The organism is Dickeya sp. ws52, assembly GCF_007210685.1.
Lineage (GTDB): Bacteria > Pseudomonadota > Gammaproteobacteria > Enterobacterales > Enterobacteriaceae > Dickeya > Dickeya chrysanthemi.
Window position 1 is genome coordinate 22486 of record NZ_SZVX01000012.1, and the last position, 26565, is coordinate 49050.

At 48.8% G+C, this 26565-nt stretch carries 22 protein-coding genes and 1 tRNA gene; 5 read left to right on the forward strand and 18 right to left on the reverse strand.

The features are described 5' to 3' along the window. The first annotated feature begins 7 nt into the window (after nucleotides 1–7). The 3 genes from FDP13_RS12825 to FDP13_RS12835 are packed head-to-tail and all read left to right on the forward strand — an operon-like array spanning nucleotide 8 to nucleotide 3229. Nucleotides 8–829 carry a phosphodiesterase gene (locus tag FDP13_RS12825; protein WP_143839589.1) on the forward strand — a complete coding sequence of 274 codons (822 nt, stop codon included), beginning with the start codon at nucleotides 8–10 and terminating at the stop codon, nucleotides 827–829. Further along, the gene (locus FDP13_RS12830) at nucleotides 829–1914 is read left to right on the forward strand and encodes an ABC transporter ATP-binding protein (RefSeq protein WP_143839590.1); all 1086 of its coding nucleotides are present in this window, start codon (nucleotides 829–831) and stop codon (nucleotides 1912–1914) included. The genes FDP13_RS12825 and FDP13_RS12830 overlap by 1 nt, the downstream gene beginning before the upstream one ends. Beyond that, nucleotides 1907–3229, forward strand: a complete 1323-nt coding sequence (locus FDP13_RS12835) for an ABC transporter substrate-binding protein (protein WP_143839591.1) — start codon at nucleotides 1907–1909, stop codon at nucleotides 3227–3229. Before FDP13_RS12830 ends, FDP13_RS12835 begins: the two co-directional genes overlap by 8 nt. Before the next feature lie 63 nt (nucleotides 3230–3292). On the opposite strand, the gene FDP13_RS12840 is transcribed toward FDP13_RS12835, so the two are convergent. Then, nucleotides 3293–3841, reverse strand: coding sequence for a sugar transferase (locus tag FDP13_RS12840; RefSeq protein ID WP_012771050.1), 549 nt, complete (start codon nucleotides 3839–3841; stop codon nucleotides 3293–3295). Nucleotides 3842–3850: 9 nt separating this feature from the next. Further along, nucleotides 3851–4825, reverse strand: coding sequence for an SDR family oxidoreductase (locus tag FDP13_RS12845; protein WP_143839593.1), 975 nt, complete (start codon nucleotides 4823–4825; stop codon nucleotides 3851–3853). Nucleotides 4826–4975: 150 nt separating this feature from the next. Here FDP13_RS12845 and FDP13_RS12850 point away from each other — a divergent pair, with 150 nt between their 5' ends. After that, nucleotides 4976–6862 carry a nucleoside-diphosphate sugar epimerase/dehydratase gene (locus FDP13_RS12850; protein WP_143839594.1) on the forward strand — a complete coding sequence of 629 codons (1887 nt, stop codon included), beginning with the start codon at nucleotides 4976–4978 and terminating at the stop codon, nucleotides 6860–6862. 58 nt (nucleotides 6863–6920) lie between these two features. On the opposite strand, the gene FDP13_RS12855 is transcribed toward FDP13_RS12850, so the two are convergent. From FDP13_RS12855 to xerD, 16 genes are all read right to left on the reverse strand, one after another. Further along, nucleotides 6921–8054 carry a glycosyltransferase family 4 protein gene (locus FDP13_RS12855; RefSeq protein WP_143839595.1) on the reverse strand — a complete coding sequence of 378 codons (1134 nt, stop codon included), beginning with the start codon at nucleotides 8052–8054 and terminating at the stop codon, nucleotides 6921–6923. 382 nt (nucleotides 8055–8436) lie between these two features. After that, the gene (locus FDP13_RS12865; protein ID WP_143839596.1) at nucleotides 8437–9633 is read right to left on the reverse strand and encodes a hypothetical protein; all 1197 of its coding nucleotides are present in this window, start codon (nucleotides 9631–9633) and stop codon (nucleotides 8437–8439) included. Then, nucleotides 9630–10568: a GDP-L-fucose synthase gene (locus tag FDP13_RS12870; protein WP_143839597.1), complete on the reverse strand. Its 939-nt coding sequence runs from the start codon at nucleotides 10566–10568 to the stop codon at nucleotides 9630–9632. The genes FDP13_RS12865 and FDP13_RS12870 overlap by 4 nt, the downstream gene beginning before the upstream one ends. Nucleotides 10569–10578: 10 nt before the next feature. Next, nucleotides 10579–11310 (reverse strand): ABC transporter ATP-binding protein, encoded by a 732-nt coding sequence (locus tag FDP13_RS12875; RefSeq protein WP_143839598.1) that lies wholly within the window; start codon nucleotides 11308–11310, stop codon nucleotides 10579–10581. Nucleotides 11311–11313: 3 nt separating this feature from the next. Beyond that, on the reverse strand, nucleotides 11314–12087 hold the full coding sequence (locus tag FDP13_RS12880) for an ABC transporter permease (RefSeq protein WP_143839599.1): 774 nt from the start codon (nucleotides 12085–12087) through the stop codon (nucleotides 11314–11316). Nucleotides 12088–12152: 65 nt separating this feature from the next. Further along, entirely contained in the window at nucleotides 12153–13271 is a 1119-nt protein-coding gene (gmd, locus tag FDP13_RS12885; protein ID WP_040002408.1) for a GDP-mannose 4,6-dehydratase, read from the reverse strand. A 34-nt stretch (nucleotides 13272–13305) separates the two neighbouring features. Next, nucleotides 13306–14667 (reverse strand): phosphomannomutase CpsG, encoded by a 1362-nt coding sequence (locus FDP13_RS12890; RefSeq protein ID WP_143839600.1) that lies wholly within the window; start codon nucleotides 14665–14667, stop codon nucleotides 13306–13308. Then, nucleotides 14664–16097, reverse strand: coding sequence for a mannose-1-phosphate guanylyltransferase/mannose-6-phosphate isomerase (locus FDP13_RS12895; RefSeq protein ID WP_143839601.1), 1434 nt, complete (start codon nucleotides 16095–16097; stop codon nucleotides 14664–14666). Before FDP13_RS12895 ends, FDP13_RS12890 begins: the two co-directional genes overlap by 4 nt. A 740-nt stretch (nucleotides 16098–16837) precedes the next feature. Next, nucleotides 16838–17215 carry a helix-turn-helix domain-containing protein gene (locus tag FDP13_RS12900; RefSeq protein ID WP_143839602.1) on the reverse strand — a complete coding sequence of 126 codons (378 nt, stop codon included), beginning with the start codon at nucleotides 17213–17215 and terminating at the stop codon, nucleotides 16838–16840. Nucleotides 17216–17488: 273 nt separating this feature from the next. Beyond that, nucleotides 17489–17562 (reverse strand) — tRNA-Gly (locus FDP13_RS12905). A gap of 85 nt (nucleotides 17563–17647) precedes the next feature. Continuing rightward, a complete protein-coding gene (locus tag FDP13_RS12910; protein WP_012771079.1) occupies nucleotides 17648–18319 on the reverse strand; it encodes a LysE family translocator in 672 nt (223 codons plus the stop codon). A 265-nt stretch (nucleotides 18320–18584) separates the two neighbouring features. Beyond that, nucleotides 18585–20102 (reverse strand): lysine--tRNA ligase, encoded by a 1518-nt coding sequence (lysS, locus tag FDP13_RS12915; RefSeq protein ID WP_012771080.1) that lies wholly within the window; start codon nucleotides 20100–20102, stop codon nucleotides 18585–18587. A gap of 8 nt (nucleotides 20103–20110) precedes the next feature. After that, nucleotides 20111–21209 (reverse strand): peptide chain release factor 2 gene (gene prfB / locus FDP13_RS12920; RefSeq protein ID WP_012771081.1). Its coding sequence is split into 2 segments (ribosomal slippage): nucleotides 20111–21133 and nucleotides 21135–21209, totalling 1098 coding nucleotides; the frame shifts between segments, so codons are not numbered across the junction. A 183-nt stretch (nucleotides 21210–21392) separates the two neighbouring features. After that, nucleotides 21393–23123: a single-stranded-DNA-specific exonuclease RecJ gene (recJ, locus tag FDP13_RS12925; RefSeq protein ID WP_143839603.1), complete on the reverse strand. Its 1731-nt coding sequence runs from the start codon at nucleotides 23121–23123 to the stop codon at nucleotides 21393–21395. A 23-nt stretch (nucleotides 23124–23146) separates the two neighbouring features. Beyond that, complete coding sequence (dsbC, locus tag FDP13_RS12930) at nucleotides 23147–23863, reverse strand: bifunctional protein-disulfide isomerase/oxidoreductase DsbC (RefSeq protein ID WP_027713090.1); 717 nt, start codon at nucleotides 23861–23863, stop codon at nucleotides 23147–23149. Nucleotides 23864–23951: 88 nt separating this feature from the next. Continuing rightward, a complete protein-coding gene (gene xerD / locus FDP13_RS12935) occupies nucleotides 23952–24851 on the reverse strand; it encodes a site-specific tyrosine recombinase XerD (protein WP_012771084.1) in 900 nt (299 codons plus the stop codon). A gap of 259 nt (nucleotides 24852–25110) precedes the next feature. On the opposite strand from xerD, the gene FDP13_RS12940 reads away from it, so the two are divergent. Then, nucleotides 25111–26436 (forward strand): MFS transporter, encoded by a 1326-nt coding sequence (locus tag FDP13_RS12940; RefSeq protein ID WP_143839604.1) that lies wholly within the window; start codon nucleotides 25111–25113, stop codon nucleotides 26434–26436. The last annotated feature ends 129 nt before the right edge of the window (nucleotides 26437–26565 follow it).

Consider the following 26565-nt stretch of genomic DNA (forward strand, 5'->3'; position numbering starts at 1 on the left):
GTTTTTCATGCTGTTAGCGCAAATTTCCGATACTCACTTTCGCAGCTCAGGGCAAAAACTGTACGGTTTCATCGATATCAACGCCGGTAACGCCGATGTGGTCTCACAACTCAACGCCCTCACCGAACGCCCGGATGCCGTCGTGATCAGCGGAGATATCGTCAACTGCGGTCGTCCGTCGGAATATCAGGTCGCCCGCCAAATTTTGGGTAACCTGACCTACCCGCTGTTCATCATCCCCGGTAACCACGACGACAAAACCCACTTTCTGGAGTACCTGCAACCGCTGTGCCCGCAACTGGGCAACGACCCGCAGAATATGCGCTACGCGATTGACGATTTCGCCACCCGGCTGTTGTTCATCGACTCCAGCCGCGCCGGCACCTCCAAAGGCTGGTTGACGGAAGAGACGCTATCCTGGCTGGAAGCGCAACTGATGCGTGACGACAAACCCACCGCGGTATTCATGCATCATCCGCCGTTGGCGCTCGGCTCCGCCCAGATGGACCGCATCGCCTGTGAAAACGGGCACCGCCTGCTGGAGCTGGTGGAGCGTTTTCCGTCGCTGGTGCGCATTTTCTGCGGTCACAATCACTGCCTGATCATGACGCAGTACCGTCAGGCAGTCATCGCTACCGTGCCGGGCACCGTTCATCAGGTGCCCTACTACCACGAAGATACCCGTCCTTATTACGACATGTCCCCACCATCCTGCCTGATGCACCGTCTGGTGGACCAGCAGTGGGTCAGCTACCTGCATCCGCTGTCGCATTATGCCGGCCCGTGGTTGTACGACGAAAAAATCAGTTGCCCGGTGGATGAGCGTTGATGGCTACGTTACGACTGCACAACGTCAGCAAGCAATTTGACGATAAACCGGCGCTGCGCTCGCTGTCGCTGGAGATTGCCGACGGCGAATTTCTGGTACTGGTAGGGCCGTCCGGCTGTGGCAAAAGCACCCTATTACGTCTGCTGGCCGGGCTGGAAGCAGTCAGCGACGGCGAAATTTGGCTGGATGGCGCCGACATCACCGCTCAGTCGCCGCGTGATCGAAACTTCGCGATGATCTTTCAGAACTACGCGCTGTTTCCCCACCTCACGGTGAAGGACAACATCACCTTCGGTATGCAAATTCGCCATGAACCGAAAGCAAGTTGGCAGCCCCGGCTGGAAAAAGTGGCGCAATTGCTGCAACTGGATACATTGTTGGATCGTAAACCGGGCAAGCTGTCCGGCGGCCAGCGCCAGCGGGTGGCAATGGCGCGCGCCATCGTGCGTGACCCAAAACTGTTTTTGATGGACGAGCCGCTGTCCAATCTGGATGCCCGGCTACGCACCGAAGTGCGCGACGGCATTATGACATTGCATCAGCAACTCAAAACCAGCACCGTTTATGTCACCCACGACCAGATAGAAGCCATGTCGATGGCGGATCGCATCGTGGTGATGAACCACGGCGAGGTCCAGCAAGTCGGTACGCCGGAGCAACTGTACGCGTTCCCGACCAACCTGTTTGTCGCCAGTTTCATCGGCTCGCCGGCTATGAACATTATCACCTTGCCTTGCCGCGCCGGTATGGTGCAGGTCGGCGAAAACACGCTCCCTCTGCCGCCACACGCCACGCATCTTCAGGCGGTCTTTTTCGGTATTCGCCCGGAACACCTCACCGATACCCCCGAGGCAGAACAACATACACATCACCTGTCCGGCATCGTGACGCAACGAGAATTGATGGGCGCAGACTATCTGCTGCACATCAGCACGCCCATCGGCGAACTACGCTACAGCCGCAAAAATCGCGGCGATATCCCGATGGTCGGCGACACCGTCAACCTCGGCTTTTCACCTTTTGATGTTCATCTTTTTCATGCTGAAACACAGCAGAATCTATACCAGGAGACTTCCCATGCATAAGCCCCTGAAACAGCGGTTACAGGCGCTCACTCTCGGCATTTCGCTGGCCTTTACCGGCTCAGCGCTGGCCAAACAAAACATCGACTTCATGTTTCCCGCCCCGGTGGACGGCAAGCTAACGATGGAAATGACCCGCATCATCAAAGAATTTAATAATTCCCAACAGGATGTGGAAGTCCGGGGGATTTTCACCGGTAACTACGACACCACCAAAATGAAAGCGGAAGCGGCGCAAAAAGCCGGTCAGCCGCCCGCACTGGTGATTATGTCCGCCAACTTCACTACCGATCTGGCGCTGAAAAATGAAATCCTGCCGATGGATGAGCTGTTCAAATTCGGCAACGAAAAAGCCGGCGCGTTTTTAACGAATGAATTTTGGCCCGCCATGCACAAGAATGCCCTGGTGATGGGGGTGACGTATGCAATCCCGTTCCACAATTCGACGCCGATCCTCTATTACAACAAGACCCTGTTCGAAAAAGCCGGTATCGCACAACCGCCGCAGAACTGGCAGGAACTGCTAGCCGATGCCAAAAAACTGACCGATCAGAGCAAAGGCCAGTGGGGTATCATGCTGCCTTCCACCAATGATGACTACGGCGGCTGGATTTTCTCCTCGCTGGTGCGCGCCAACGGCGGCAATTACTTCAACGAAGACTATCCGGGTGAAGTCTATTACAACAGCCCGACCACCATCGGCGCACTGCGCTTCTGGCAGAACCTGATCTACAAAGATAAGGTGATGCCGTCCGGCGTGCTGGATTCCAAACAGATCAGCGCCGCCTTCTTCTCCGGCAAGCTGGGCATGGCGATGCTGAGCACCGGTGCACTGGGGTTCATGCGTGAAAACACCAAAGACTTTGAGCTGGGCGTCGCCATGTTACCGGCCAAGGAGCAACGGGCAGTGCCGATCGGCGGCGCCAGTCTGGTCAGCTTCAACGGTATCTCCGATGAGCAGAAAAAAGCGGCCTACCAGTTCCTGAACTACCTGGTCAGCCCACAGGTCAACGGCGCATGGAGCCGTTTCACCGGCTATTTCTCGCCGCGTAAAGCCTCATACGACACCCCGGAAATGAAGGCCTATCTGGAGCAAGACCCACGGGCCGCCACCGCGCTGGAGCAGTTGAAATACGCTCACCCGTGGTACGCCACCTATGAAACCGTGGCGGTACGCAAAGCCATGGAAAACCAGTTGGCCGCGGTGGTAAATGATGAAAAGATCACGCCGGAAGCCGCCGCCAAAGCCGCCCAACAGGAAGCCGATACCCTCATGAAACCCTATGTCGACCAGACGGCGCTGGCCCCGCTGAAGTAATACCTGAGCAGGACGTTGTGAAGTACGATGCCGGCCTGGCCGGCATCGTTTTTATCAGGCGTATCAGCGTACCCGGTCGCCGGCTCCTTTACCGACTACCGTTTGTACCAGATAAGTGAAGTAATGCTTCACCGACAGAGTCTGAATCATCTTCTGATCCCACTCAGCCAGTTTTTGCGGCGTCGACATATCGATGGCATTAACCTGCGCCAGCCCGGTAATCCCCGGCAACACCTCAAAGACACCGCGCGCCTGACGTTCGGCAATCAGCTCTTGTTGATTAAACAGGCAAGGACGCGGCCCAACCAGACTCATTTCCCCTTTCAGCACGTTGATCAACTGGGGTAGTTCATCCAGCTTGGTTTTACGCAAAAAAGCGCCTAACCGCGTCACAGAACTGCGGCTGGCAAGGTGCGTCGCCACCGACTCCGTCGCCACTGCCATGGTGCGAAACTTGATCAGATTAAATGGCCGCTGATGACGCCCAACGCGTTGCTGGATAAAAACCGGCGAACCGGTATCAAATAACCCCAACACATAAACGATCAACATCACCGGCCACAGGCATAACACCCCCACCAGCGCCAGCAAAATATCCAGAACACGCAGCATAATAATCGGTCAACCTTCTTTGGATAGAGACTCAGATGCGCCGGACATTTCCGCCAGAAACGCCCGCGCCGTGATGGCAATCGCCTGATGATAGGAGATAGCGGGCTGCCAGCCAAGCTGTTGACGGGTTTCACGCACATCCACCTGCAATGAACCCAACAAACGCTCCGCCACGGCGGATTTTCCAAGCAAAGCCGCACCGCTTTTCAGTATCCATGGCGGCAGCGGCCAGCAACGATTTTTCGTCTCCAGCGCCGTTGCCATATCCGCCAGCAGTTGGGCGGTAGAGACATCGTGGTCATCCGATACCAGCCATACGCGCCCCGGCGCCTGCGGATGACGAAGACTCAACAGAATCAGATCAGCCAGATTATCCACAAACACCAGGCTGCGCTGGTTATGAATCGCCGCCAACGGCAGCGGCACACCTTTACGCACCCAATTCATCATTGCGCGGAAATTGGCTTTTACACCCGGCCCATACACCAACGGCGGGCGAATAATCACCACCTCGAGACCGGTATCCTGCGCCAGCCGCATCAATCCCTGTTCGGCCTCATACTTGCTCAAGCCATAAGGATCGCTCGGCGGTGCCGCCACTTCCGGCTGAAAAGGCTGACCTGGCTGGGTCGCTTCGCCATTTACTTTAATTGAACTGACAAAGACAAACCGCTTAACACCCGATTCGGCAGCCTGCCGCGCCAGTTGCAACGTTCCCGCGACATTGGTTTCCCGATAAAGCGCCAGCGCATCACTGCCATCCTGCATCTGGTGAACTCTGGCGGCACAGTGCACAACGGCATCCACACCCTTTAGTGCCGACGTCCAATCCGTCGTCGCCGTCAGATTGGCGAGAATCATCGTGCTATCGCTTACATCGCCGCGCTCGCTACCGTGCAAAACACAGGTAATTCCCTGTTCGCCCGCCAGCGCGACCACCCGGCTACCGATAAACCCCCGGCTTCCCGTTACTAAGATTTTCAATGAGATTACCTTCCTGAATAGCTCGGCTCATGATAGCCGGATAGACCCATAACTAAAATTAAGATAAGCACATCTGGTCAAGACATTGTTAGACCACTAAAATACTCCGCTAATACCACTTTATTGTCGCACACGGACATTCAGGTTCAGATGTTTAAACTTATTCCGCTTTTGCTTAATGCAGAGCGCACAACCAAACGCATAGTGACAGTAAGCTATGACATTATCGCGATTGTTTTTTCACTGTATCTGGCCGTCGCCGTCCGTTTAGGTACCGCCGAATTCCCGGTTGGTTATGCTGAAATAGCCAGCGTCATCGTCACATTATCCATCACAATCCTGGTCTTCATACGTTGCGGTATGTATCGCGCCGTGTTGCGCTATATGATGTTGCCGGCAATGGGGTATGTTTTTCTATCAGTTATTCTCTCCGCCATCAGTCTGGCACTGAGTAGCTTCTTTTTTCAGTCTTTTGTCCCGCGTAGCGTGCCCTTTATCTATGCGGGCTTAGCGACGCTCGCGCTGGGTAGCCCGCGCGTACTGATCCGAACCTTCTACTATCACTACTATAAGCGTCAGAAACCGAACGTTTTTATCTATGGCGCAGGCGCTACCGGACGAGACCTACTTTACGCGTTGATCCAGGGGGACGAGTATCACCCCGTCATCATCCTTGATGATGATGAGAAGAAGGTAGGCCAAATCATTTGCGGCATCAAAGTACATCACAGCGGTGAATTTGAGAAACTGAAGCCGCTCTATCAACCCGTTAAGTTGTTGTTGGCGATTAATAACATACAAAAAGGTCAACGACTGAGATTACTGGAGAAGCTTTCTCATTGGCCGATTGAAGTGCAATCCGTGCCCTCGGTTGAAGACATCGCCGCCGGTAAGGCTGTCGCCACGGAAATACGCGATCTGGATGTCGCGGACTTGCTGGGCCGCGCGGCGGTTGACCCCGACAAGCAGTTGATGACGAAAAACATTACGGGAAAAACCGTGATGGTAACGGGTGCCGGTGGGTCGATTGGTTCGGAGCTTTGCCGCCAGATTCTGGCGCAGCGCCCATGCACATTAGTGTTATTTGAACTAAACGAATACAACCTCTACACCATCGACCAGGAACTGCAGGGTATTAAAAAGCGCCTGATGCTTGAGACGAAAATCGTCACGGCATTAGGTTCGGTACAAAAACAAAACCGGGTGCAAAAGCTGATTCATACCCATCAAGTCGAAACGATTTACCATGCCGCAGCTTACAAACATGTGCCATTAGTTGAAGAGAATGTGATTGAAGGGATCCGCAATAACGTATTTGGTACATTGGCCTGCGCCGAAGCAGCGATAGCCGAAGGGGTGGAAAATTTCACACTGATCTCCACAGACAAAGCGGTGCGTCCAACCAATATCATGGGCACCAGCAAACGGATGGCGGAACTCATTTTGCAAGCGCTGGCGGAACGCCAAAACCAAACAACATTCACCATGGTGAGATTTGGTAATGTATTGGGGTCATCCGGCTCGGTTGTCCCGCTGTTTAAAAAGCAGATCCGCCAAGGCGGCCCGGTAACAGTGACACACCCGGATATTATTCGTTATTTTATGCTTATTCCCGAAGCGGCACAGTTGGTGATACAAGCCGGGGCCATGGGGATGAATGGGCAGGTATTCGTATTGGATATGGGCGAGCCTGTCAAAATTCTCGATTTAGCCCGCAGAATGATCAACCTGATGGGAATGAAAAGCTATATAGAGGGCCAGGGGCACGCGGAAGAAGGCGATATCGGGATTAAGTTCACGGGATTACGCCCCGGAGAAAAGCTTTATGAAGAGCTATTGATCGGTGAAAATGTTGAAGGGACCAGCCATCCGAAAATCATGACGGCGCAGGAAGAGAAGTTGAGTTGGCAAGAGATGGATCTATTATTAAAAGAGTTGGATCTTTATTGCCACAACTTCGACGTTAATAATATTAAAGATATCCTGCTACGGGCACCAACGGGTTATAACACAAAGTGTTATACAGATGCTCATTGACTATGAAGTGCAGCGCTTCATAGCGCTGTCTCTTGAAGTAAGATTAACGCTTTAATCACTATAAATATTTATTTTTATCACTGTGTTCAATCACTCTTTGATAAAGAGCCATATACTTGTCGACCATATGCGTGGCGGTAAAATTCTCGTCAAAGCGCCGCTTCGCCATCCTTCCCATCTGCTGGGATTTTTCAACATCCAGCCACAACGTCATTAATGCCTGCTTCAGTGCCACAGGATCAGCCGGCGGCACGGCGATTCCTGTCACCTGATCCTGGTTAATATAGGTTGTTCCTGTTCCTATTTCACAGGAAATCATCGGTTTACCATACATTGCAGCTTCAAGTAATGTCATGCCATAAGCTTCAGAACGAAGATGAGAAGGGAATACGACACCACAGCATAACTCCAATAATGCGCATTTATCTTCATCAGACAGCGCTCCCAAAAAATGGGTATTTTTTAAACCTAATGAAATAGCCTGTAACTTCAATTCATTTTCATAAGGGCCTTCACCAACGATAACCAATGGATAATCAATATCTCTCATGGCTTCGAGTAAAAATGACAGCCCTTTGTAATAACGTAAGAAACCAACAAACAGGAAAAAACGCTCACCAAGCTGACTTTTCCATTTATCAAGGACAGCCTGCGATGATTGATGGTACGAGTCGGGGTCCAAACCAAACGGGATAACCTCAGTTGGCGTTACCAACGACTGCAAGACTGGACTGGTAGTCACATAATTTGGTGATGAAGCAACAACACTATCAACACTATTCAGGAAGCGTTTCATCAACGGTTGATAAAGCTTCAGCAGATATTTTTGTTTTACAATATCAGAATGGTAGCTGACGATTGCAGGTTTACGTACCTTAGCAATAAAGTGCACCAAATCCATGTAAGGCCATGGGAAATGATAATGAATAATATCTGCGCTCGTAGCGAGTTCCTGGAAATCTTTTATGGCAGATAAAGAAAATCCCGTTGAAGCCAGATAAAAGTCTTGGTGGGATGTGTGAACATGGTGATGCCCAATAACCCCATTCTTGGATGAGCCATCAGGGCTTAATGAAAGTACATCGACAGTAGCTCCCCGCCGAGATGCCCCCTCTGCCAGTTGATAAATAACTTGTTGCACACCACCATAGGCTACAGGGTAATATGTTTTAAAAAAATGAAGAATTTTCAAAGCATTTTTCTCATTTCTTAAGAAAAGGATACTATGTACTATTATAAAGACGGGTATTAGCGATGTTATGGTGGAACTATCTTAAAAAAACGCATTAAAAGATACGATGATTTTATATATCATAATTCTTTCAGAATAACCATATATACCCGTCATACTTCAAGTTGCAGGTGTGTTGGCTGCCCTCCCTCACCCCAGTCACTTACTTGAGTAAGCTCCTGGGGATTCACTCGGTTGCCGTCTTCCTGCAACTCGAATTATTTTGGGTATAGACTATATTGATTTTATTTCGCCCCCTGAGAAGCACTTCTATTAAAACTCAGGGGGCGTTTAACACTGTTCTCACTACACTGCTGTTATAACGAGTACAGAATTGCGCAATTTATTTTGTTGATAACTCAATATACAACTCAGCTTGTGACTTTAATGTATACTTAGTTTCAGATGCGCGACTCACTTTATTTGGTATAAAGTGTAATGTTTTGCTTGCCAATTCCAGGTAGTTACCAATATCAAAGCGTGCATAGTTATTATAGTCGGGAATGAGTCTAAACAATTCATCGAATGCAAATGATGAGGAGCACAATACCCGCTTTGATACATCCATACATATGGACGCAATGCCTGAACCATCTTGTCCATTTTCTACATATGGTAACCAGACATAGTCAACAGATGCCGCGAGGTTAATAAAGTCTTCATTATCATATTCTCCCATGAAGAAAACACGATCCTTTACTTTTTTGTTCTTACTTATTTTATCTTGTAGAGAGTGAATGTAATGATTCACTATTTCATTGTTTTTTATTGTCTGGGGGTGCTGCCTACCAAAGATCATTAACTTATAATTTGATGGTAAATAAGACAACGTCTGGATTGCTAGAGAATGCCCTTTATATTCATTAACGAATCCAAACATTCCCACGACTTTATCTTGCTCATCAATACCATATTCATCTTTGATCCTTTCATAGATATCTGGGGATGACTTATGACTTTCATCAACAATCTTAAGAGGATGCACATGCACATTACTATAGTTAAAGAACATTTCAATCTGCTCTTTAGCCCTGAGAGTGTGAACAATAAGATTAATATTATTTTTAACAAGGTATTTAATAATCTTTACGTTTATCTTTGTTGATACATTCCGTCTCAAATCTGAAAGATACATATTAACAGCCGTCTTCAGGCGAAGCCTTAATGCCTGCTTAATCGCCTCACGCTGTGATGCACTATCACTGACTAATCTTGGGCTATGAAGAGTCACACTTGTATTAGGATTAGCAGAAACCAACTTACACACGCGCTTAATAATATCCGCCGGCATAGTGCCATAAAGACCTGCTTCAAATTGAATATTGACACCATCGTAATCTTTGAGAATTTTACATATGTCATCAATATGCTTGTCAGCTTTTTTTCTAACACTATTATTAATAGACTGTGTCAGTAATAAGTTCAGACTCAGGCACTCAACCTGAGCTCCTGCGCTTACCATCGAATCCATCAGGATTTTAGTAAAATAAGCATTTCCGCAACTATCTGAGAAACTTGAAACTATAGCAATTTTTTTCATTTTCTAATACCAAGAATATTATTTTTGTACCATGAGATAGTATCTGAAATTTGTTCTTTAAGATCAAACTTAGGATCGAATCCAGAATTACGTAACCGTTCTATTGATACACTTCTTCTTGGGATACCAATAGGTGCATTCTCATTCCAGGAAACTGATATTTTATTATCAAAACCACTAACTATCGCTTTGACTACATCGCCCATTGATGTCTCTACACCACTGGCAATATTGACGACACCACTTATATTATTCATAGCATGTAATGCAGCAAACCCAGCTTCTGAATTATGCAGAAAATCACGTGTAGTTTCAGGACGCCCCCATACATTCAGAATGTTGTCACCATTTTGGATACTGTTATAGGCTTTATCGATAAGTGAAGGAATAACATGTCCATTGATTGGATCAAATCGGTCATTTTCCCCAAACAGATTTGTAAATAATGCATAACAATAATCAATACTATGATATTTATTTAAAATTTTCAAAAAAGCCAAAGCATGTCTTTTCGCCATAGCATATCCATATTCACCATCATGCGGCTCCCCCATCAAAAGATCATCTTCAACTAATGGCTGTTGGATATAGGGGAATGGATAGGATGCGACAGTACCCGCAAAAAATATTTTCTTTACATTGAATTTATGACTAGAAACAATAACATTTTGATTAATAATCGTATTATTAGAAATGGATTTTAGCTGATTATCCAAATTCCCTTTTAAGCCAAAAACAAGAGAGGCCAAATGAAAAACATACTCTGGTCTATTTTTATTTAGATAATCATCCACACTATCTTGATTTAGACAGTCCATTTCATTTCTATTAGGAGTCAATAGATTATCGTAACCACTACTCCTTAACGAATTTACTAACCCATATCCTAAAACCCCACCGGAGCCGGTGATTAGTATCTTACTTGTCTTTTCCATTTACTCACCATTATAAATAATCATCCAAATCAGAAATATCCAACTCTTTTATACAACCATGCTCTAATAAAAAGAATCTATTGCAATATTCTCGAATCACTTCCTTTGAATGCGAAGCCAGGATGAGAACTGATGTATTACTTATCATTTCCTCTAATTTTTTCCCCATTTTCTCTCTAAAATGAGTATCTCCGACAGTTAACCACTCATCCATCAAAAGAACATTTGGTTTAAGTGTTGAGATAATTGCAAAAGCAAGTCTTAACAACATACCGCTTGAGTAGGTTCTCACAGGCAGATGTATATAATCGCCTAACTCGCTGAACTCAATGATATAGTCAATGTGTTTCGTAATTTCCTTTCTTTTGAGTCCTAGTAAGATACCTCTTATATAAATATTCTGATATCCTGTAGCTTCACTGTCCATCCCCATAGCCATATCAATCAGAGACACAACATCCCCATCAATATTAATATGACCTGTAGACGGATGATAAACACCAGCTAATACTCTCAGAAGGGTAGTTTTCCCCGCACCATTATGGCCGATCAATGCAACACGATCACCTTCGTATATACTAAACGAAATATCATTCAGAGCTTTAACTGTAATACAACTGGTACTATCATTGAATCCACCTCCGACTGCTCGTTTGAATATAACCTTCTTCAAACTGCGTTGCGAAGATGAATATATCGGAAAATCCACACTAATATGTACAGCATCAATTATCTTTTTCATAGATTAAAGCCAATATGCAATCTTGGTTCTGGTCTTCTTCAGCAATATCAATGACAGAGAGAACAAGATGAGAGTTATCACAAATGAAATTAATACCGACTTAGCCTCGGGTAAATGCCCAAGAATAGGCTCCCGAATAATATTAAAAAAATGAACCAATGGATTGAAATCAACCCAAAATAACCATTCTTTATTTAATTGTTCAGTTTTCCACATAATAGGCGTGAAATAAAAACTTACCAGAAGAATATTTTGAATGATCATTTGCATATCTCTAAATCGAGTACAGATAATACCAAGAATTATAGACCCAGAGAACAATGCTAAAGATAACAGAATAAAACCAAAAATAGAAAGTAATGCAATGGGACTCCATCCTTCGCCCACAAAGCTTATAACAAAAATAATAATAATAAAGTTATGGAGAAATACAATAATATTTCGACTTAATATTCTCAAAATTATTGAGCTAAAAGAAACTTTGCTTTGTCGAATTATATAATCGAATTGAATAAAACCATTGCATGCCTCAGTAATCTGAGTTGATATATATGTCCAAAAAACCTGGCCGATACAAAAAAACGGAAGATAATCTTTAACATCTAACTTAAATAATGTAGACCATAATAGACTCAACATTCCAACCAGAACAGCAGTACTAATTGTCACCCAAAAGGGTCCTAACGTTGAGCGCTTATATCGTTGTTTAATATCATACCATGATAAGATCATCCAAGACTCTGGATGAGTTAAAGCTAATCTCAAGTCATTTAACATTTAAAGATGCTCGAATTAATAAAAGAGCTGTATACACAGCCCTTTTTATTTACTATAAAAAATACTTACTCTACGCTAACACTAACATCGTAGCCATTAGATTTCAGGAGAGCGACTTGTTTAGCCTTCTCCAGATCATAAGCAACCATCTCATCAATCATTTCACCCAGAGTTGTCTCTGGAACCCAGCCCAATTTATTTTTCGCTTTGCTCGGATCGCCCAGAAGCGTATCAACTTCAGCAGGACGGAAATAACGTGGATCAACGGCAACAACGACATCTCCCACTTTCAACGCCGGGGCATTATTACCAATAATTTTTGATACAACTGCTTTTTCGTCGACCCCTGAGCCAACAAACTCAAGCTCGATACCAAGCTTTTTCGCAGAGAGCTTAATAAAATCACGAACACTATACTGCACGCCAGTTGCAATGACGAAGTCTTCCGGTTTTTCTTGCTGAAGCATCAGCCACTGCATTTTAACGTAATCACGAGCATGACCCCAATCACGCAAAGAATCCAGATTACCCATATACAGGCACTTCTCCAGCCCCTGAGCGATGTTAGATAATCCACGAGTAATTTTACGAGTTACGAATGTTTCACCGCGACGAGGAGACTCATGGTTAAAAAGAATCCCATTACAAGCATACATGCCATAAGACTCACGGTAGTTTACTGTAATCCAGTACGCATACATTTTAGCAACCGCGTAAGGACTTCTCGGGTAGAACGGAGTTGTTTCCTTCTGAGGGATTTCTTGCACCAGACCATATAACTCGGATGTTGATGCTTGATAGAAACGAGTTTTATTAGTCAACCCTAAGAAGCGAATTGACTCCAATAATCTTAATGTTCCGATAGCGTCAACATCAGCAGTATATTCAGGAGACTCAAAACTCACTGCAACATGGGATTGAGCACCCAAGTTGTATACTTCGTCCGGCTGCACTTCGGCAAGAATACGTGTTAAGTTAGAAGTATCGGTCAAATCACCATAGTGAAGGTTAAATTTTACATTTTCTTCGTGTGGATCTTGATATAAATGATCTACTCGCTGTGTATTGAAAAGCGATGAACGCCGCTTAATACCATGAACTTCATAACCCTTTTCCAAAAGAAACTCTGCAAGATAAGAACCGTCCTGACCTGTCACACCAGAAATCAAGGCAACCTTTTTCATCTATATTCTCCAATATTATATTACTGTTTTAGTACTAAGACTTAATAAGTTCATCTAGTTTTTTAACTTCGGCGTGCAACAGCTCATGGCTACCTTTAGTCTCAACATTAAGTCTCAAAAGAGGTTCAGTATTAGAAATACGAACATTAAGTCTAAAGTCGGCACATTCGATGCTGATCCCATCGATGTAGTTAATATCATCCGCCTTATCCTGATACGCCGCCTTTATTTTTAAAAGAATATTTTTGGGATTTTCGACGCGATAATTAATTTCCCCACTACACGGAAACAAACTCATTCTCTCATCTAAGGCATTGGATAATGTTATATTTTTTGTACTTAGCAGTTCAGTAACCAATAACCATGGAATCATGCCGCTGTCACAGTATGCAAATTCACGGAAATAATGATGAGCACTCATTTCTCCACCATAAATAGCATTCTCAGCCCGCATACGCTCTTTTATAAAAGCATGTCCAGTTTTACTCTGAACTGGGATACCACCAGCATTTTTGACGATCTCTATCGTATTCCAAGTAAGTCTCGGGTCATGAATAATCTTAGAACCAGGATTTTTGGAAAGAAAAGCCTCAGCTAAAAGACCGACAATATAATACCCTTCAATAAACGCTCCATTTTCATCAAATAGAAAGCAACGATCAAAATCACCATCCCAAGCGATCCCCATATCCGCCTGATGTAGTTTCACAGCATTTGACGTCGCCGAGCGATTTTCTGGTAATAGAGGATTAGGAATACCATTAGGGAAATGACCATCCGGCTCATGGTGAACTTTGATAAACTCAACGGGAACCTGCATCTGCTGAAATCTTGCTTCGATCTCATCAATAACATGGCCGGCCGCGCCATTACCTGCATTAACAACTAATTTTAGCGGCTTAATTTTCTTTATATCAATATAAGAAAGGAGATGGTCAACATATTCATTTAATAATGAAAGTTCATTGTAGTTACCTCGGCGCTCTGATTTCTCAAATTGACCTGAATCTGCCAGATCACGAATATCATTTAGCCCAGAGTCACCACTAATTGGTTTGGCACCGCGGCCAACTAACTTCATGCCATTATAATCCATGGGATTATGACTTGCGGTCACTTCAATGGCACCATCTACATCCAGATGGAATGCAGCAAAGTAAATCTCTTCAGTTCCAGTCATGCCAAGATCAATAACATCGACCCCTGCATCCATCAAGCCATTGGCTAGCGACGCCTTTAAATCTTTGCTGCTTAAACGAATATCCCCACCAATCGCTACCGTTTTAGCCCTTAAATATTGACCAAATGCACGACCAATACGATAAGCAACATCAGTATTTAATTCGCTGCCTAAACGGCCTCGAATATCATAAGCTTTAAAGCAAGCCAGAGTCATTGAACCATACTCCCCTTATTGTCATCAAAGCGGACAATATCATCATCCCCCAGATACTCACCACTTTGTACTTCGATCATAATAAGATCTATCACGCCAGGATTTTCAACCCGATGCTGTTCACCAGCAGGAATATAGGTAGACTGGTTAGTTGATAAGAATATATTTTTATTGCCATTTACGATTTTTGCAGCACCCGACATGACAATCCAGTGTTCACTCCGGTGGTGATGCACTTGCATACTCAATCTGGCTCCAGGTTTAACAACTATTCTATTTATTTTAAAGTTATGACCTTCTTCCAGAATTGTTGCTGTTCCCCAAGGGCGATGAATTGTTCGATGAATCTTATAAGCCTGATGTCCTTTGGCTTTGAGTTGATTGTAAATCGATTTAACATCCTGACCATTATCTTTACTTGCGACTAATAATGCATCAGGCGTATCGACAATAACCAGATTTTCTACCCCAACGGCACCAATAACTCGCTCATCCGCTTTGATATAACAGTTATTAGTATTTTGCGTAAGAACTTCAGCACAGCCTTCTATAGTATTGCCACTTTCGTCTGCCTGACCTATTTCACTTAATGCAGTCCAGGAACCGATATCACACCAACCGATGTTACAAGGCACAACTGAAACCTCTGTCGACTTTTCCATCACGGCATAGTCAATGGAGATATCCTCAACCTGGGAAAAACTCTCCATATCCAACTCGAGTTGGGTTGCGCCTTTCCCTTCCAATTGGCGAGAACAGTTAATGCTATATTCAACATCAGCAATTACCTGAGGACAGTATGTTTGCATTTCCTTTAGGATGGAACCGCAAGAAAAGCAAAACATTCCTGAATTCCATAAATACTCACCAGACTCGACATATTCCAGAGCTCTACTATACGAGGGTTTTTCAACAAAACGCTCGACCTGGTTGTTACGATATTTAATATAACCGTAACCCGTCTCAGGCTTTTCTGGTTGGATACCAAACGTCACCAATCTTGATTGCTTAGCCAGCGAAGCAGCCTGGGATACTGCATTAACAAAAGCGTTCTTATCTTTAATCAGATGGTCTGCCGCCAATATCATCAATACCGCATCATCACCATGCTTCTTACGAGCAAGCAACGCAGCCGAAGCGATTGCGGCCGCCGTATTACGCCCCACAGGCTCCAATATATAAGAAATGGGCGTGGTTCCCTTATAAACCTCTGAAAAGGCATCCACAGCCTTAAACAACAACTCTTTATTTGTAACAGTGATAATCTCTTTGACCCCATCAAAAGACAACGCCCTTAATAGTGCCTTTTGAATCAGACTTTCGCCATCCGACAATCGGATGAAGGGTTTCGGATGTTGTTCTCGAGATACAGGCCAAAGCCGTGATCCACTGCCACCGCACATGATCACGGGAATAATTACTGTTGACAAACTAACCTCCTGGACCAGGTTTTTTTCACCATGATCGATTCAACTCGCTGATGCATATTTTGCGATAAAAAATTCAACACAAGTATACATTCCAGGCCAGTGGTCTAAAAACGTATACAATTCCCATACATTATTCACAAAAACATTTTTGAAAAATTTATTACAGATTTTTTTCAAAGTGAGAAATAAATAATGAAGAATAGCATTTCCTGCTCTATATTACCGAAATAAGTGATTAGCAGAATTATCAAATAAGTCTTCGCTTAATCGGCGACACTCATCCACCATATCAACTTTAAAACACTCGCCCAGACTGGCTTTTTTTTAGCCAAATAGACTCATGCTGATGACGGCGACTACAGTTTACGGGGAGGCTACCATTTCATCAGGCACGCTACCGCCCTTGGGCATACCCCAAAGCGTACAACGTATAAATTGTACCGATTCATCATCACCACACAAGATACAAACCCGGGGATATGACACACTACCCCGCGTATTTTACATGTCAGTGCAAACTTGGTGTAGTGATATTACAAATTCGTTGAACTTAAACAAAAAGTTGGCGAAATAGCCAATATTTCCCCGCCAACGTTCAGGATAGTTAATGATTCTTATCTTTATCAAAAGATAGATATAAACTTAACAATAGGAAAACCTAATCAACTAATAAATAAGGTTATTCTGGAAATACGTAGAAATATGGAGCTTCCATATACGTGAAAGATAGGCACAAGTATCTACACCACTGTCGAAGTAGAATTGAGTTCATCATACCGCTGTTGAGCAAGCATGACCTCATTGATATTGCTCTCAGCCCAGTGAGTCAGTTCATGTACGGTTTTGACCAGTGTGTTACCGAGGGGAGTGATTGAGTACTCCACCGTCACCGGTACGGTAGCAAACACCTGCCGATGAATCATGCCGTCACGCTCCAGGTGTTTGAGCGTTTGCGACAGCACCTTCTGCGATACGCCTTCAATATCCCGCCTTAGCTGATTAAATCGCACCGGCTCACATGCCAAACGATCCAGAATCAGCAGTGCCCACTTATTGGATAAACGGTCCAGCACCACGCGCGCTGGGCAAGTTTTGCTATATACATTAAATTCAGGCATCCCGTGACCTCTGTTTTTTCGGTTAAGTTTGACGGCATCGCCACACCATAACGCATATCATTTCTTTTGGGGAGTTAGTTTCTTTTTGAAGGACTGGTTTCTTTTTAAAACCACTGGCTTCTTTTTAGAGCCATAGTAACTTGCGCGTGCCTTCATCTATTCAGAAACAAAATATAGACGAAAGATGGCGTTACTCTTAAAGCGAGGTAAAAGAAAAAATCAGGATTGAAACGATGAAAACACAGCGAGTAAACAGAATATCGGCGAAAATATTGGAGCGGGCGAAGGGAATCGAACCCTCGTATAGAGCTTGGGAAGCTCTCGTTCTACCATTGAACTACGCCCGCACGGAAAGTGACTGGCATTATAGCGCCATCTCTCTGGCGGGCAAGATAAAACACGGCCTGATTGCGCGTGTTTTGAGCAGTCGATTCACACCGCTGGCACCAGCAACGTTTGGTATCCATTCGTAATGACCTGAACCGCAAATACTGCAAACAGCACAGCAGAGACGGCACTACAGTAAAACGACAATCGGCCTTTTAACGCACCACGCCCGTATTTGATTAAGACCGCCATAAACAGCGTCCAGAGTATACCGCCGATAAAAAATCCGCCGAGAAACAGCGCAATCTGTCTGGCAGACCCATCGGTCGCCTGAGCAATCAACGTCCCGCCCACGGCAGCAAACCACAGCAATGCGCTGGGCGATGCCAACGCCATTCCCATGCCACTGATAAAATGGCGGCTCGCCGGCGCTGATACCTGTAATGAACCTTCGCCGGCGGTGTCGATGGCCAAACCACGATGCTGACGGTAGTCTCGCCAGGCGCTGCGCGCCATGTTGAACGACAACCATAGCAGTACGCCGCCGCCGCCAATCCACAACAGCCAGCGTACCGGCGTATAGTTGAAGATAACCGCCATCCCTAACACCGACAGCGTGGCGTAAACCAAATCGCCGAAGCAGGATCCCAGACCAATGAAAAACGCGGCACCTGCGCCATCCCGAATACCGCGATTAATAATAGCGGTATTGACGATGCCCAAATCCAGACATAGCGACAATGACAACAGCAAACCGCTCAACATCACCAGTAACATACATCCCTCTTCTTATTCTCTTCACGCTGTCTCATGCTGGGCCGATAAATCCCTATTCCTGCTTGCCCTACTTGCAGTACGGCTATACCTAAATGCGCTACGGCAATGCTGCATTCAGGACAAACGACAGTAGCATTCCCCCCACGCCAACGGCAAGGCAAGCCAGTCAGGTAGAAGTACGCCGTAAGAGATTAAAAACAGGGATAATGAACAGAAAACGGCTCGTCTGCCTGCTGGCAAACGAGCCGGGGTACTGCGGTGAGGCTTATTTCTGCGGACGCATCGCCGGGAACAGGATCACATCGCGAATGGTGTGGCTGTTGGTAAACAGCATCACCATACGGTCAATACCAATGCCCAGACCTGCGGTCGGCGGCAAACCATGCTCCAGTGCGGTGACATAGTCTTCGTCGTAGAACATCGCCTCGTCATCGCCGGCATCTTTCGCCGCCACTTGATCCTGGAAGCGTTGCGCCTGATCTTCAGCATCGTTCAACTCGGAGAAACCGTTACCGATTTCACGTCCGCCGATGAAGAATTCGAAGCGATCGGTGATTTCCGGGTTTTGGTCGTTACGACGCGCCAGCGGAGAGACTTCAGCCGGGTATTCGGTGATGAACGTCGGCTGGATCAGATGGGCTTCCGCCACTTCTTCGAAGATCTCGGTGACGATACGGCCCAGCCCCCAGCTTTTCTCTACCTTGATGCCGATAGATTCCGCGATGGCTTTTGCCGCGTCGAAGCTGTCCAGATCCGCCAGATTGGTTTCCGGGCGGTATTTCTTGATGGCTTCGCGCATGGTCAGCTTCTCGAACGGCTTGCCGAAGTCGAACACCTGGTCGCCATATGGCACCTCGGTGGTGCCCAGAACATTCTGCGCCAGCGTGCGGAACAGCGACTCGGTCAGTTCGATCAGGTCTTTGTAGTCCGCATACGCCATGTAGAGTTCCATCATGGTGAACTCAGGATTGTGGCGCGGCGACACACCTTCATTACGGAAGTTACGGTTAATTTCAAACACGCGTTCAAAACCGCCGACCACCAGACGCTTCAGATACAATTCCGGCGCGATACGCAGGTACATGTCGATATCCAGCGCGTTGTGGTGGGTGATGAACGGACGCGCAGACGCACCGCCGGGGATCACCTGCATCATCGGCGTTTCCACTTCCATAAAATCACGACCGACCATGAACTGGCGGATACCGGCCAGGATCTGCGAGCGGACGCGGAAAGTGTGACGGGATTCGTCGTTGGCGATCAGGTCCAGATAACGCTGGCGATAGCGGGTTTCCTGATCCGCCAGGCCGTGGAATTTGTCCGGCAGCGGGCGCAATGCCTTGGTCAGCAAACGCAGTTCGGTACAGTGAATCGACAGCTCGCCAGTCTTGGTTTTAAACAGCTTACCGCGCGCACCGAGGATATCGCCGAGATCCCACTTTTTAAATTGCTCGTTGTAGACGCCTTCCGGCAGGTCATCACGCGCCACGTACAACTGAATGCGGCCGCCAACGTCCTGCAAAGTCACGAACGACGCTTTGCCCATGATACGGCGGGTCATCATGCGGCCGGCGACCGTCACTTCCAGGCCCAGCGCTTCCAGCTCTTCGTTGTCTTTTTCATCATAGCTGGCATGTAGTTGATCAGCGGTACTGTCACGGCGGAAATCGTTCGGAAAAGCGATGCCGGTATCACGCAACGCCGCCAGCTTCTCACGGCGGGTTCTGAGTTCGTTGTTAAGATCCAGCGCCTGCTCGGCACCCTGGTTTTGTGGTTCAGACATGAGATTCCTTATAACCCCGCTTTTAAGCTTGCTTCGATAAACTTGTCCAGATCACCATCCAGCACCGACTGGGTATTGCGTGTTTCCACCCCGGTACGCAGATCTTTAATGCGGGAATCGTCCAGCACATAAGAACGAATCTGGCTGCCCCAGCCGATATCCGACTTATTGTCTTCCATCGCCTGTTTCTCAGCGTTCTTCTTCTGCATTTCAAACTCATACAGCTTGGCTTTCAGCTGCTTCATGGCCTGATCTTTGTTCTTGTGCTGAGATCGATCGTTCTGGCACTGGGTCACAATATTGGTCGGGATGTGAGTAATACGCACCGCGGATTCAGTACGGTTAACGTGCTGGCCACCGGCGCCGGAAGCTCGGTACACGTCGATACGCAGGTCCGCGGGGTTGATCTCGATATCAATATCGTCATCGACTTCCGGGTAGACGAAGGCGGAGCTAAACGAGGTGTGACGGCGACCGCCCGAGTCAAACGGGCTCTTGCGCACCAGACGGTGCACACCGGTTTCGGTACGCAGCCAGCCAAACGCATAGTCGCCCATGATTTTGATAGTGGCGGACTTGATACCGGCCACTTCACCTTCGGACTCTTCAATAATTTCGGTTTTGAAGCCTTTGCTTTCCGCCCAGCGCAAGTACATGCGCAACAACATGCTGGCCCAATCCTGCGCCTCGGTGCCGCCGGAACCGGCCTGCAGGTCAAGGTAGCAGTCAGCGCTGTCGTACTCGCCGGAGAACATACGGCGGAATTCCAACTGACCCAGCTTGCTTTCCAGTTGATCCAGCTCGGCAACGGTGTCGTTGAAGGTGTCTTCGTCGTCTTCTTCCACCGCCAGTTCCAGCAGGCCGGCAACGTCATCCAGCCCCTGAACCATCTGATCGATGGTATCGACAATCATTTCCAGGGAGGAGCGTTCTTTCCCCAGCGCCTGCGCGCGTTCAGGTTCGTTCCATACGTCGGGCTGTTCCAGCTCGGCGTTTACCTCTTCCAGACGCTCTTTCTTGGCGTCATAGTCAAAGATACCCCCTCAGAACAGCTGTCCGGTCAGACAGGTCCTGAATGCGGTTTTTTACCGGATTAATTTCAAACATGGTCGTAAGATCTTATTAAGTTGTTTGTCGATGACAGAATGCATGTAAACGGCGAATTGTAACGGATCCACGCCGTGGTTTATAGCTTTTTACCGATTTTAGCCGGATGCACGGCTGGGTGAAAAGAAAACGCCGGGTTTCCCCGGCGTAAGTTCAGCGATTTCCTACTACGATTGCCTGCGACTATAGCGGCCACAAGTGCTCAATCAGCAGTTGTACCGAGCGCTTGCCGCGGAATTCATTGACGTCCAGCTTATAAGCCAGTTCCACTTCGCGCACGCTGCTGTCGGGCCACAGTAGTGTATCGACGTTGAATGCGATGCCATCCAACAGCGGGCCGCCGCCCAACGGCTCCACCATCACCTTGAGGTGGCGTTCACCGACCAGCCGTTGCTGCAGCAGGCGAAAACGACCGTCGAACAGCGGTTCGGGAAACGCCTGCCCCCACGGCCCGGCCTCACGCAACATTTCCGCGGTGCCAAGGGAGAGCTCTGGCGGGGCCAGCTCGCCGTCTGACCAGACGACGCCTTCCAGTTGCGAAGCATCCAGCCACTCGCTTACCAGATCGGCAAAGCGCTGGCGAAATTCGTCAAAATGATCCTCCACCAGCGATAACCCCGCCGCCATCGCGTGGCCGCCAAATTTCAGCATCAACCCGGGGTGACAGGTGTCGAGGCGTTCCAGCGCGTCGCGCAGATGCAACCCGGCGATAGACCGCCCGGAACCTTTCAGAATGCCGTCGCCTGCCGGCGCAAACGCAATGACCGGGCGGTGAAAGCGCTCCTTGATGCGCGACGCCAGAATCCCCACCACTCCCTGATGCCACTCCGGATGGTACATCGCCAACCCCAGCGGCAACGTCTCGCGGCTACGTTCCAGTTGTTCGCACAATTGCAACGCTTCCACCTGCATACCGGCTTCAATTTCACGGCGGCTCTGGTTCAGCGCATCCAGATCGCTGGCCAGCATCCGCGCCTGCACAATGTCATTGCACAGCAGCAATTCAACCCCGACAGACATATCATCCAGTCGACCGGCGGCATTGAGGCGCGGCCCGAGCGCAAAACCCAGATCGCTGGCCACCAGATGAGCGGCGTCACGATTAGACACTTCCAACAAGGCGCGAATGCCCGGCCGACACTTGCCGGCACGAATGCGGCTCAACCCTTGCGAAACCAGAATGCGGTTATTGGCGTCCAGCGGTACTACATCCGCCACCGTCCCCAGCGCCACCAGATCCAGCAGTTCCGCCAGATTGGGCTCGGCCAGCCCGCGTTCGCTAAACCAGCCGGACTCACGAAGGCTGGCGCGTAGCGCCATCATCAGGTAAAACGCGACCCCCACCCCAGCCAGCGCTTTCGACGGAAACGCGCAATCCGACAGGTTGGGGTTAATCATCGCCTCCGCCGCCGGCAGGGTTTCCCCCGGCAGATGATGATCGGTCACCACCACCGCGATGCCGCGCCGGTGTGCATCGTCCACCCCGGCGTGGGACGAAATACCGTTATCGACGGTCACAATCAGTTCCGCGCCTTTGACGGCGGCCTGCGCCACCACTTCCGGACTGAGCCCGTAACCATCCTCAAAGCGGTTGGGCACCAGATACTGAACCTCATAGGCGCCCATGCTGCGCAGCGCCAGCACCGTCAACGCGGTGCTGGTGGCGCCGTCGGCGTCAAAATCGCCGACGATGACGATGCGACGATTCTCCGCCAGCGCCCGGCGCAATACCTCAACCGCCTGCTCGATGCCGCCAAGCAGACGATAATCCAGCAGGCCGCGCAGACTGCGCTCCAATTCCTGCATCTGCCGCACGCCGCGCTGGGCATATAAACGACGTAATAACGCCGGGAGAGAGTCGGGTAACTCCGTCTCCGTCGTCGGCCGACGACGGAGTTGGGTAACAGTATTCACGCTTGATTAACCACTCGATTCCATTAGCCGCCTGATTTCAGCGAGGCTTTGTGCGCTTCCAGCATACGCGCCATCTCTTTCGGCGGCTGGTATCCCGATACCACGGTGCCGTCGCTCAGTACAATCGCGGGGGTGCCCTGTATGCCAAACAGGATGCCCAGTTGGTAGTGAGGGGCGATATCGGTTTTGCAGGTGGCCGGAGAGACTTCATCCCCCTTCATGGCCGCATCAAACGCTTTATTACGATCCGCCACGCACCAGATGGATTGCATATCTTTCGCGGCCTGAGAGTTCATGCCCTGACGAGGATAGGCCAGATAACGCACGGTAATACCGAGCGCATTGTAGTCCTTCATCTGCTCGTGCAGCTTGTGGCAGTAACCACAGGTGATATCGGTAAACACGGTAATGGCATATTTTTCCTGCGGCGCTTTATAGACGATCATCTGGTCTTTCAGTGCGACCAAACGCTCATTCAAAATATGGTTGGTGACATTCACCGGGGTATTACCGCTGATATCGAACAACGGCCCTTGCAGCAGATGCTTGCCGTCGTCGGTGATATAAAGCACGCCGTTCTCGGTCAGCAACGTTTTCATCCCGTTGATGGGAGAATCTTTCACTTCCGCATTCTGCATACCCAGACGGTTCAACGCCTGTTTGATCGCGGCGTCATCGGCGCGCGCCACGCTGCTCAGAGCCAGAGTCAGCAACGAAAAGAGTACTACACGTTTTTTCATGGAATTATCCTGTTATCAGGGCGCAAGCGCCGTGCTTATCCATCATTGGCGGGAAAACCGCCATGACATCCTGTCAGCCCGCCGGTCATCATGCCCGGGGATGGTGCTGTTGATGCAGTTGTTTCAGCCGCTCCGTCGCAACATGGGTATAAATCTGCGTGGTGGACAGATCGCTGTGGCCCAGTAACATCTGTACCACTCGCAGATCCGCACCGTGATTCAGCAAGTGGGTTGCAAAGGCATGACGCAAAACATGCGGAGAAAGTTTATTGCTGTCAATAGACGCCAGTGTCGCATAGTGCTTGATACGGTGCCAGAACGTCTGCCTCGTCATCTGCTGAGCCCGATTACTGGGAAACAGCACATCCAGCGTTTGGCCGTTCAGCAACCACGGACGGCTGAACTCCAGATACTGTTCCAGCCAGTACACCGCCTCTTCCCCCAGCGGCACCAACCGCTCTTTGTTGCCTTTTCCCACTACCCGCACCACGCCTTGCCGCAAGCTGACATCGCTGATAGTCAGCCCAACCAGTTCGGAGACGCGCAGGCCGGTTGCATACAGCAGTTCCAGCATCGCTTTATCCCGCAATTCGATCGGCTGATCGGTGACCGGTGCCGCCAACAGCGCTTCCACCTGCGCTTCCGTGAGATCTTTCGGCAATCGCTGCGGCAGCTTGGGGGACGACAACGGCGCACTCGGATCATCGGCGCGTCGTTTTTCACGGTACAGATATTGAAACAGGCGCCGCATGGCGCTCAACAAGCGAGCCGAGCTGGTGGCTTTGTAGCCGCCCTCCAGGCGCTCAGCCAAAAAACCTTGCAGGTCCAACGGCTGAGCCTGCAGCAGATCACTGTTATGGTGCGCCAGCCACTCCGCCAGCGAGCACAGGTCATTGCGATAGGACGACAATGTATTTTCCGCCAGGTTACGTTCCAGCCACAACGCATCCAGAAACTGCTCGATTAATACCTGATCCTGTTGCTGCACCACACCCTCCCGCCACATGGCCCCGGTCATTCCGCCATTATGCCTTACGGAGTATGTTCGGGGTACAATTCGGTAATCATTCTCAACTTCATCACATCCTGTGGCAAAACGAAGCACTAAAGGGATTATATTTTCTTATTCGAGCATATCCCGGAATACCTTTGCCACAAGGGCCGGCGTCAGTTGCGGCACTGGTTTGAAAAGAACTTTTTTCTATGCATAGAATGCGTGTCCGTGTGTTACAAAAAAGCAAAAAACTATGCAAGCCTCCATCTCATCCACTATTGATACTCAAGCACCAGACGCGCCGGTAAACTCGCGCAACAAAGTGGTGGTTGCCTCGCTGATCGGCACCGCCATCGAATTCTTCGATTTTTACATTTATGCTACCGCTGCCGTGCTGATATTTCCGCACATCTTTTTCCCGCAAGGTGACGCCACCGCCGCGACGCTGCAATCGCTGGCCACGTTCGCCATTGCGTTTGTCGCTCGTCCGATCGGCTCAGCGTTGTTCGGCCACTTCGGTGATCGCGTCGGCCGCAAGGTGACGCTGGTCGCTTCGCTGCTGACCATGGGGATCTCCACCGTATTGATCGGCCTGCTGCCGAGTTATGAAACCATCGGCGTCCTGGCTCCACTGCTGCTGGCGCTGGCCCGTTTCGGTCAGGGGCTGGGCCTCGGCGGTGAATGGGGCGGCGCGGCGCTGCTGGCGACGGAAAACGCGCCAGCCCACAAACGTGCTTTGTACGGCTCTTTCCCACAATTGGGTGCGCCGATCGGTTTCTTCTTTGCCAACGGCACCTTCCTGCTGCTCTCCTGGGTACTGACTAACGAGCAGTTTATGAGCTGGGGATGGCGCGTACCGTTCATCGCCTCGGCGGCGCTGGTGATTATCGGCCTGTACGTACGCGTATCGCTGCATGAAACGCCGGTGTTTGCCAAAGTCGCCAAAGAAGGGAAACAGGTGCGTATACCGTTGGGTACTCTGCTGAGCAAACATGTGAAAGCCACGATTCTGGGCACGTTCATTATGCTGGCGACCTACACCCTGTTTTACATCATGACGGTCTACTCCATGACTTACGGCACCACACCCGCACCGGCAGGGCTGGGTATTCCACGCAACAACTTCCTGTGGATGCTGATGATGGCGGTGATCGGCTTTGGGTTGATGATCCCGGTTGCGGGCTATCTGGCTGATGCGGTCGGTCGTCGCAAGACCATGATCACGGTAACCTGCATCATGCTAGTGTTCGCCATGGCGTTCCCTTCGCTGCTGGGTTCAGGCGATCAGACGCTGATTATGGCGTTTCTGGTGTGTGGTCTTAGCCTGATGGGGTTGACTTTCGGCCCAATGGGCGCGTTGTTGCCGGAACTGTTTCCGACGGAAGTGCGTTATACCGGGGCGTCGTTCTCCTATAACGTTTCCTCGATTTTGGGAGCATCCGTAGCACCGTATATCGCCGCCTGGCTGACCAGCCATTACGGGCTGTTCTACGTGGGCGTTTACCTCGCCGCCATGGCTTCACTGACGCTGATAGCGCTGCTGCTGACGAAAGAAACCCGTCACCAGTCTCTCGACTAACGCCGACAGGGATGGAGGCGCCGCTTTCATCCCTGCTTTCACCCCGTTCACCTCCCACCCTGTACGCTCCCATCATATTCCGTTAGGCTAAGCGCACGGCGATATCGCCTTTATTGATGCAATCACGAT

Bases quoted from the DNA above. Each gene is read 5' to 3' on its own strand.
- FDP13_RS12830 (WP_143839590.1), top strand. From the start codon at position 829: ATGGCTACGTTACGACTGCACAACGTCAGCAAGCAATTTGACGATAAA.
- FDP13_RS12900 (WP_143839602.1), bottom strand. From the start codon at position 17,215: ATGCCTGAATTTAATGTATATAGCAAAACTTGCCCAGCGCGCGTGGTG.
- FDP13_RS12870 (WP_143839597.1), bottom strand. From the start codon at position 10,568: ATGGAAAAGACAAGTAAGATACTAATCACCGGCTCCGGTGGGGTTTTA.
- FDP13_RS12850 (WP_143839594.1), top strand. From the start codon at position 4,976: ATGTTTAAACTTATTCCGCTTTTGCTTAATGCAGAGCGCACAACCAAA.
- lysS (WP_012771080.1), bottom strand. From the start codon at position 20,102: ATGTCTGAACCACAAAACCAGGGTGCCGAGCAGGCGCTGGATCTTAAC.
- FDP13_RS12940 (WP_143839604.1), top strand. From the start codon at position 25,111: ATGCAAGCCTCCATCTCATCCACTATTGATACTCAAGCACCAGACGCG.
- FDP13_RS12835 (WP_143839591.1), top strand. From the start codon at position 1,907: ATGCATAAGCCCCTGAAACAGCGGTTACAGGCGCTCACTCTCGGCATT.
- FDP13_RS12825 (WP_143839589.1), top strand. From the start codon at position 8: ATGCTGTTAGCGCAAATTTCCGATACTCACTTTCGCAGCTCAGGGCAA.
- gmd (WP_040002408.1), bottom strand. From the start codon at position 13,271: ATGAAAAAGGTTGCCTTGATTTCTGGTGTGACAGGTCAGGACGGTTCT.
- FDP13_RS12910 (WP_012771079.1), bottom strand. From the start codon at position 18,319: ATGTTACTGGTGATGTTGAGCGGTTTGCTGTTGTCATTGTCGCTATGT.
- FDP13_RS12875 (WP_143839598.1), bottom strand. From the start codon at position 11,310: ATGAAAAAGATAATTGATGCTGTACATATTAGTGTGGATTTTCCGATA.
- FDP13_RS12865 (WP_143839596.1), bottom strand. From the start codon at position 9,633: ATGAAAAAAATTGCTATAGTTTCAAGTTTCTCAGATAGTTGCGGAAAT.
- dsbC (WP_027713090.1), bottom strand. From the start codon at position 23,863: ATGAAAAAACGTGTAGTACTCTTTTCGTTGCTGACTCTGGCTCTGAGC.
- FDP13_RS12890 (WP_143839600.1), bottom strand. From the start codon at position 14,667: ATGACTCTGGCTTGCTTTAAAGCTTATGATATTCGAGGCCGTTTAGGC.
- FDP13_RS12840 (WP_012771050.1), bottom strand. From the start codon at position 3,841: ATGCTGCGTGTTCTGGATATTTTGCTGGCGCTGGTGGGGGTGTTATGC.
- FDP13_RS12880 (WP_143839599.1), bottom strand. From the start codon at position 12,087: ATGTTAAATGACTTGAGATTAGCTTTAACTCATCCAGAGTCTTGGATG.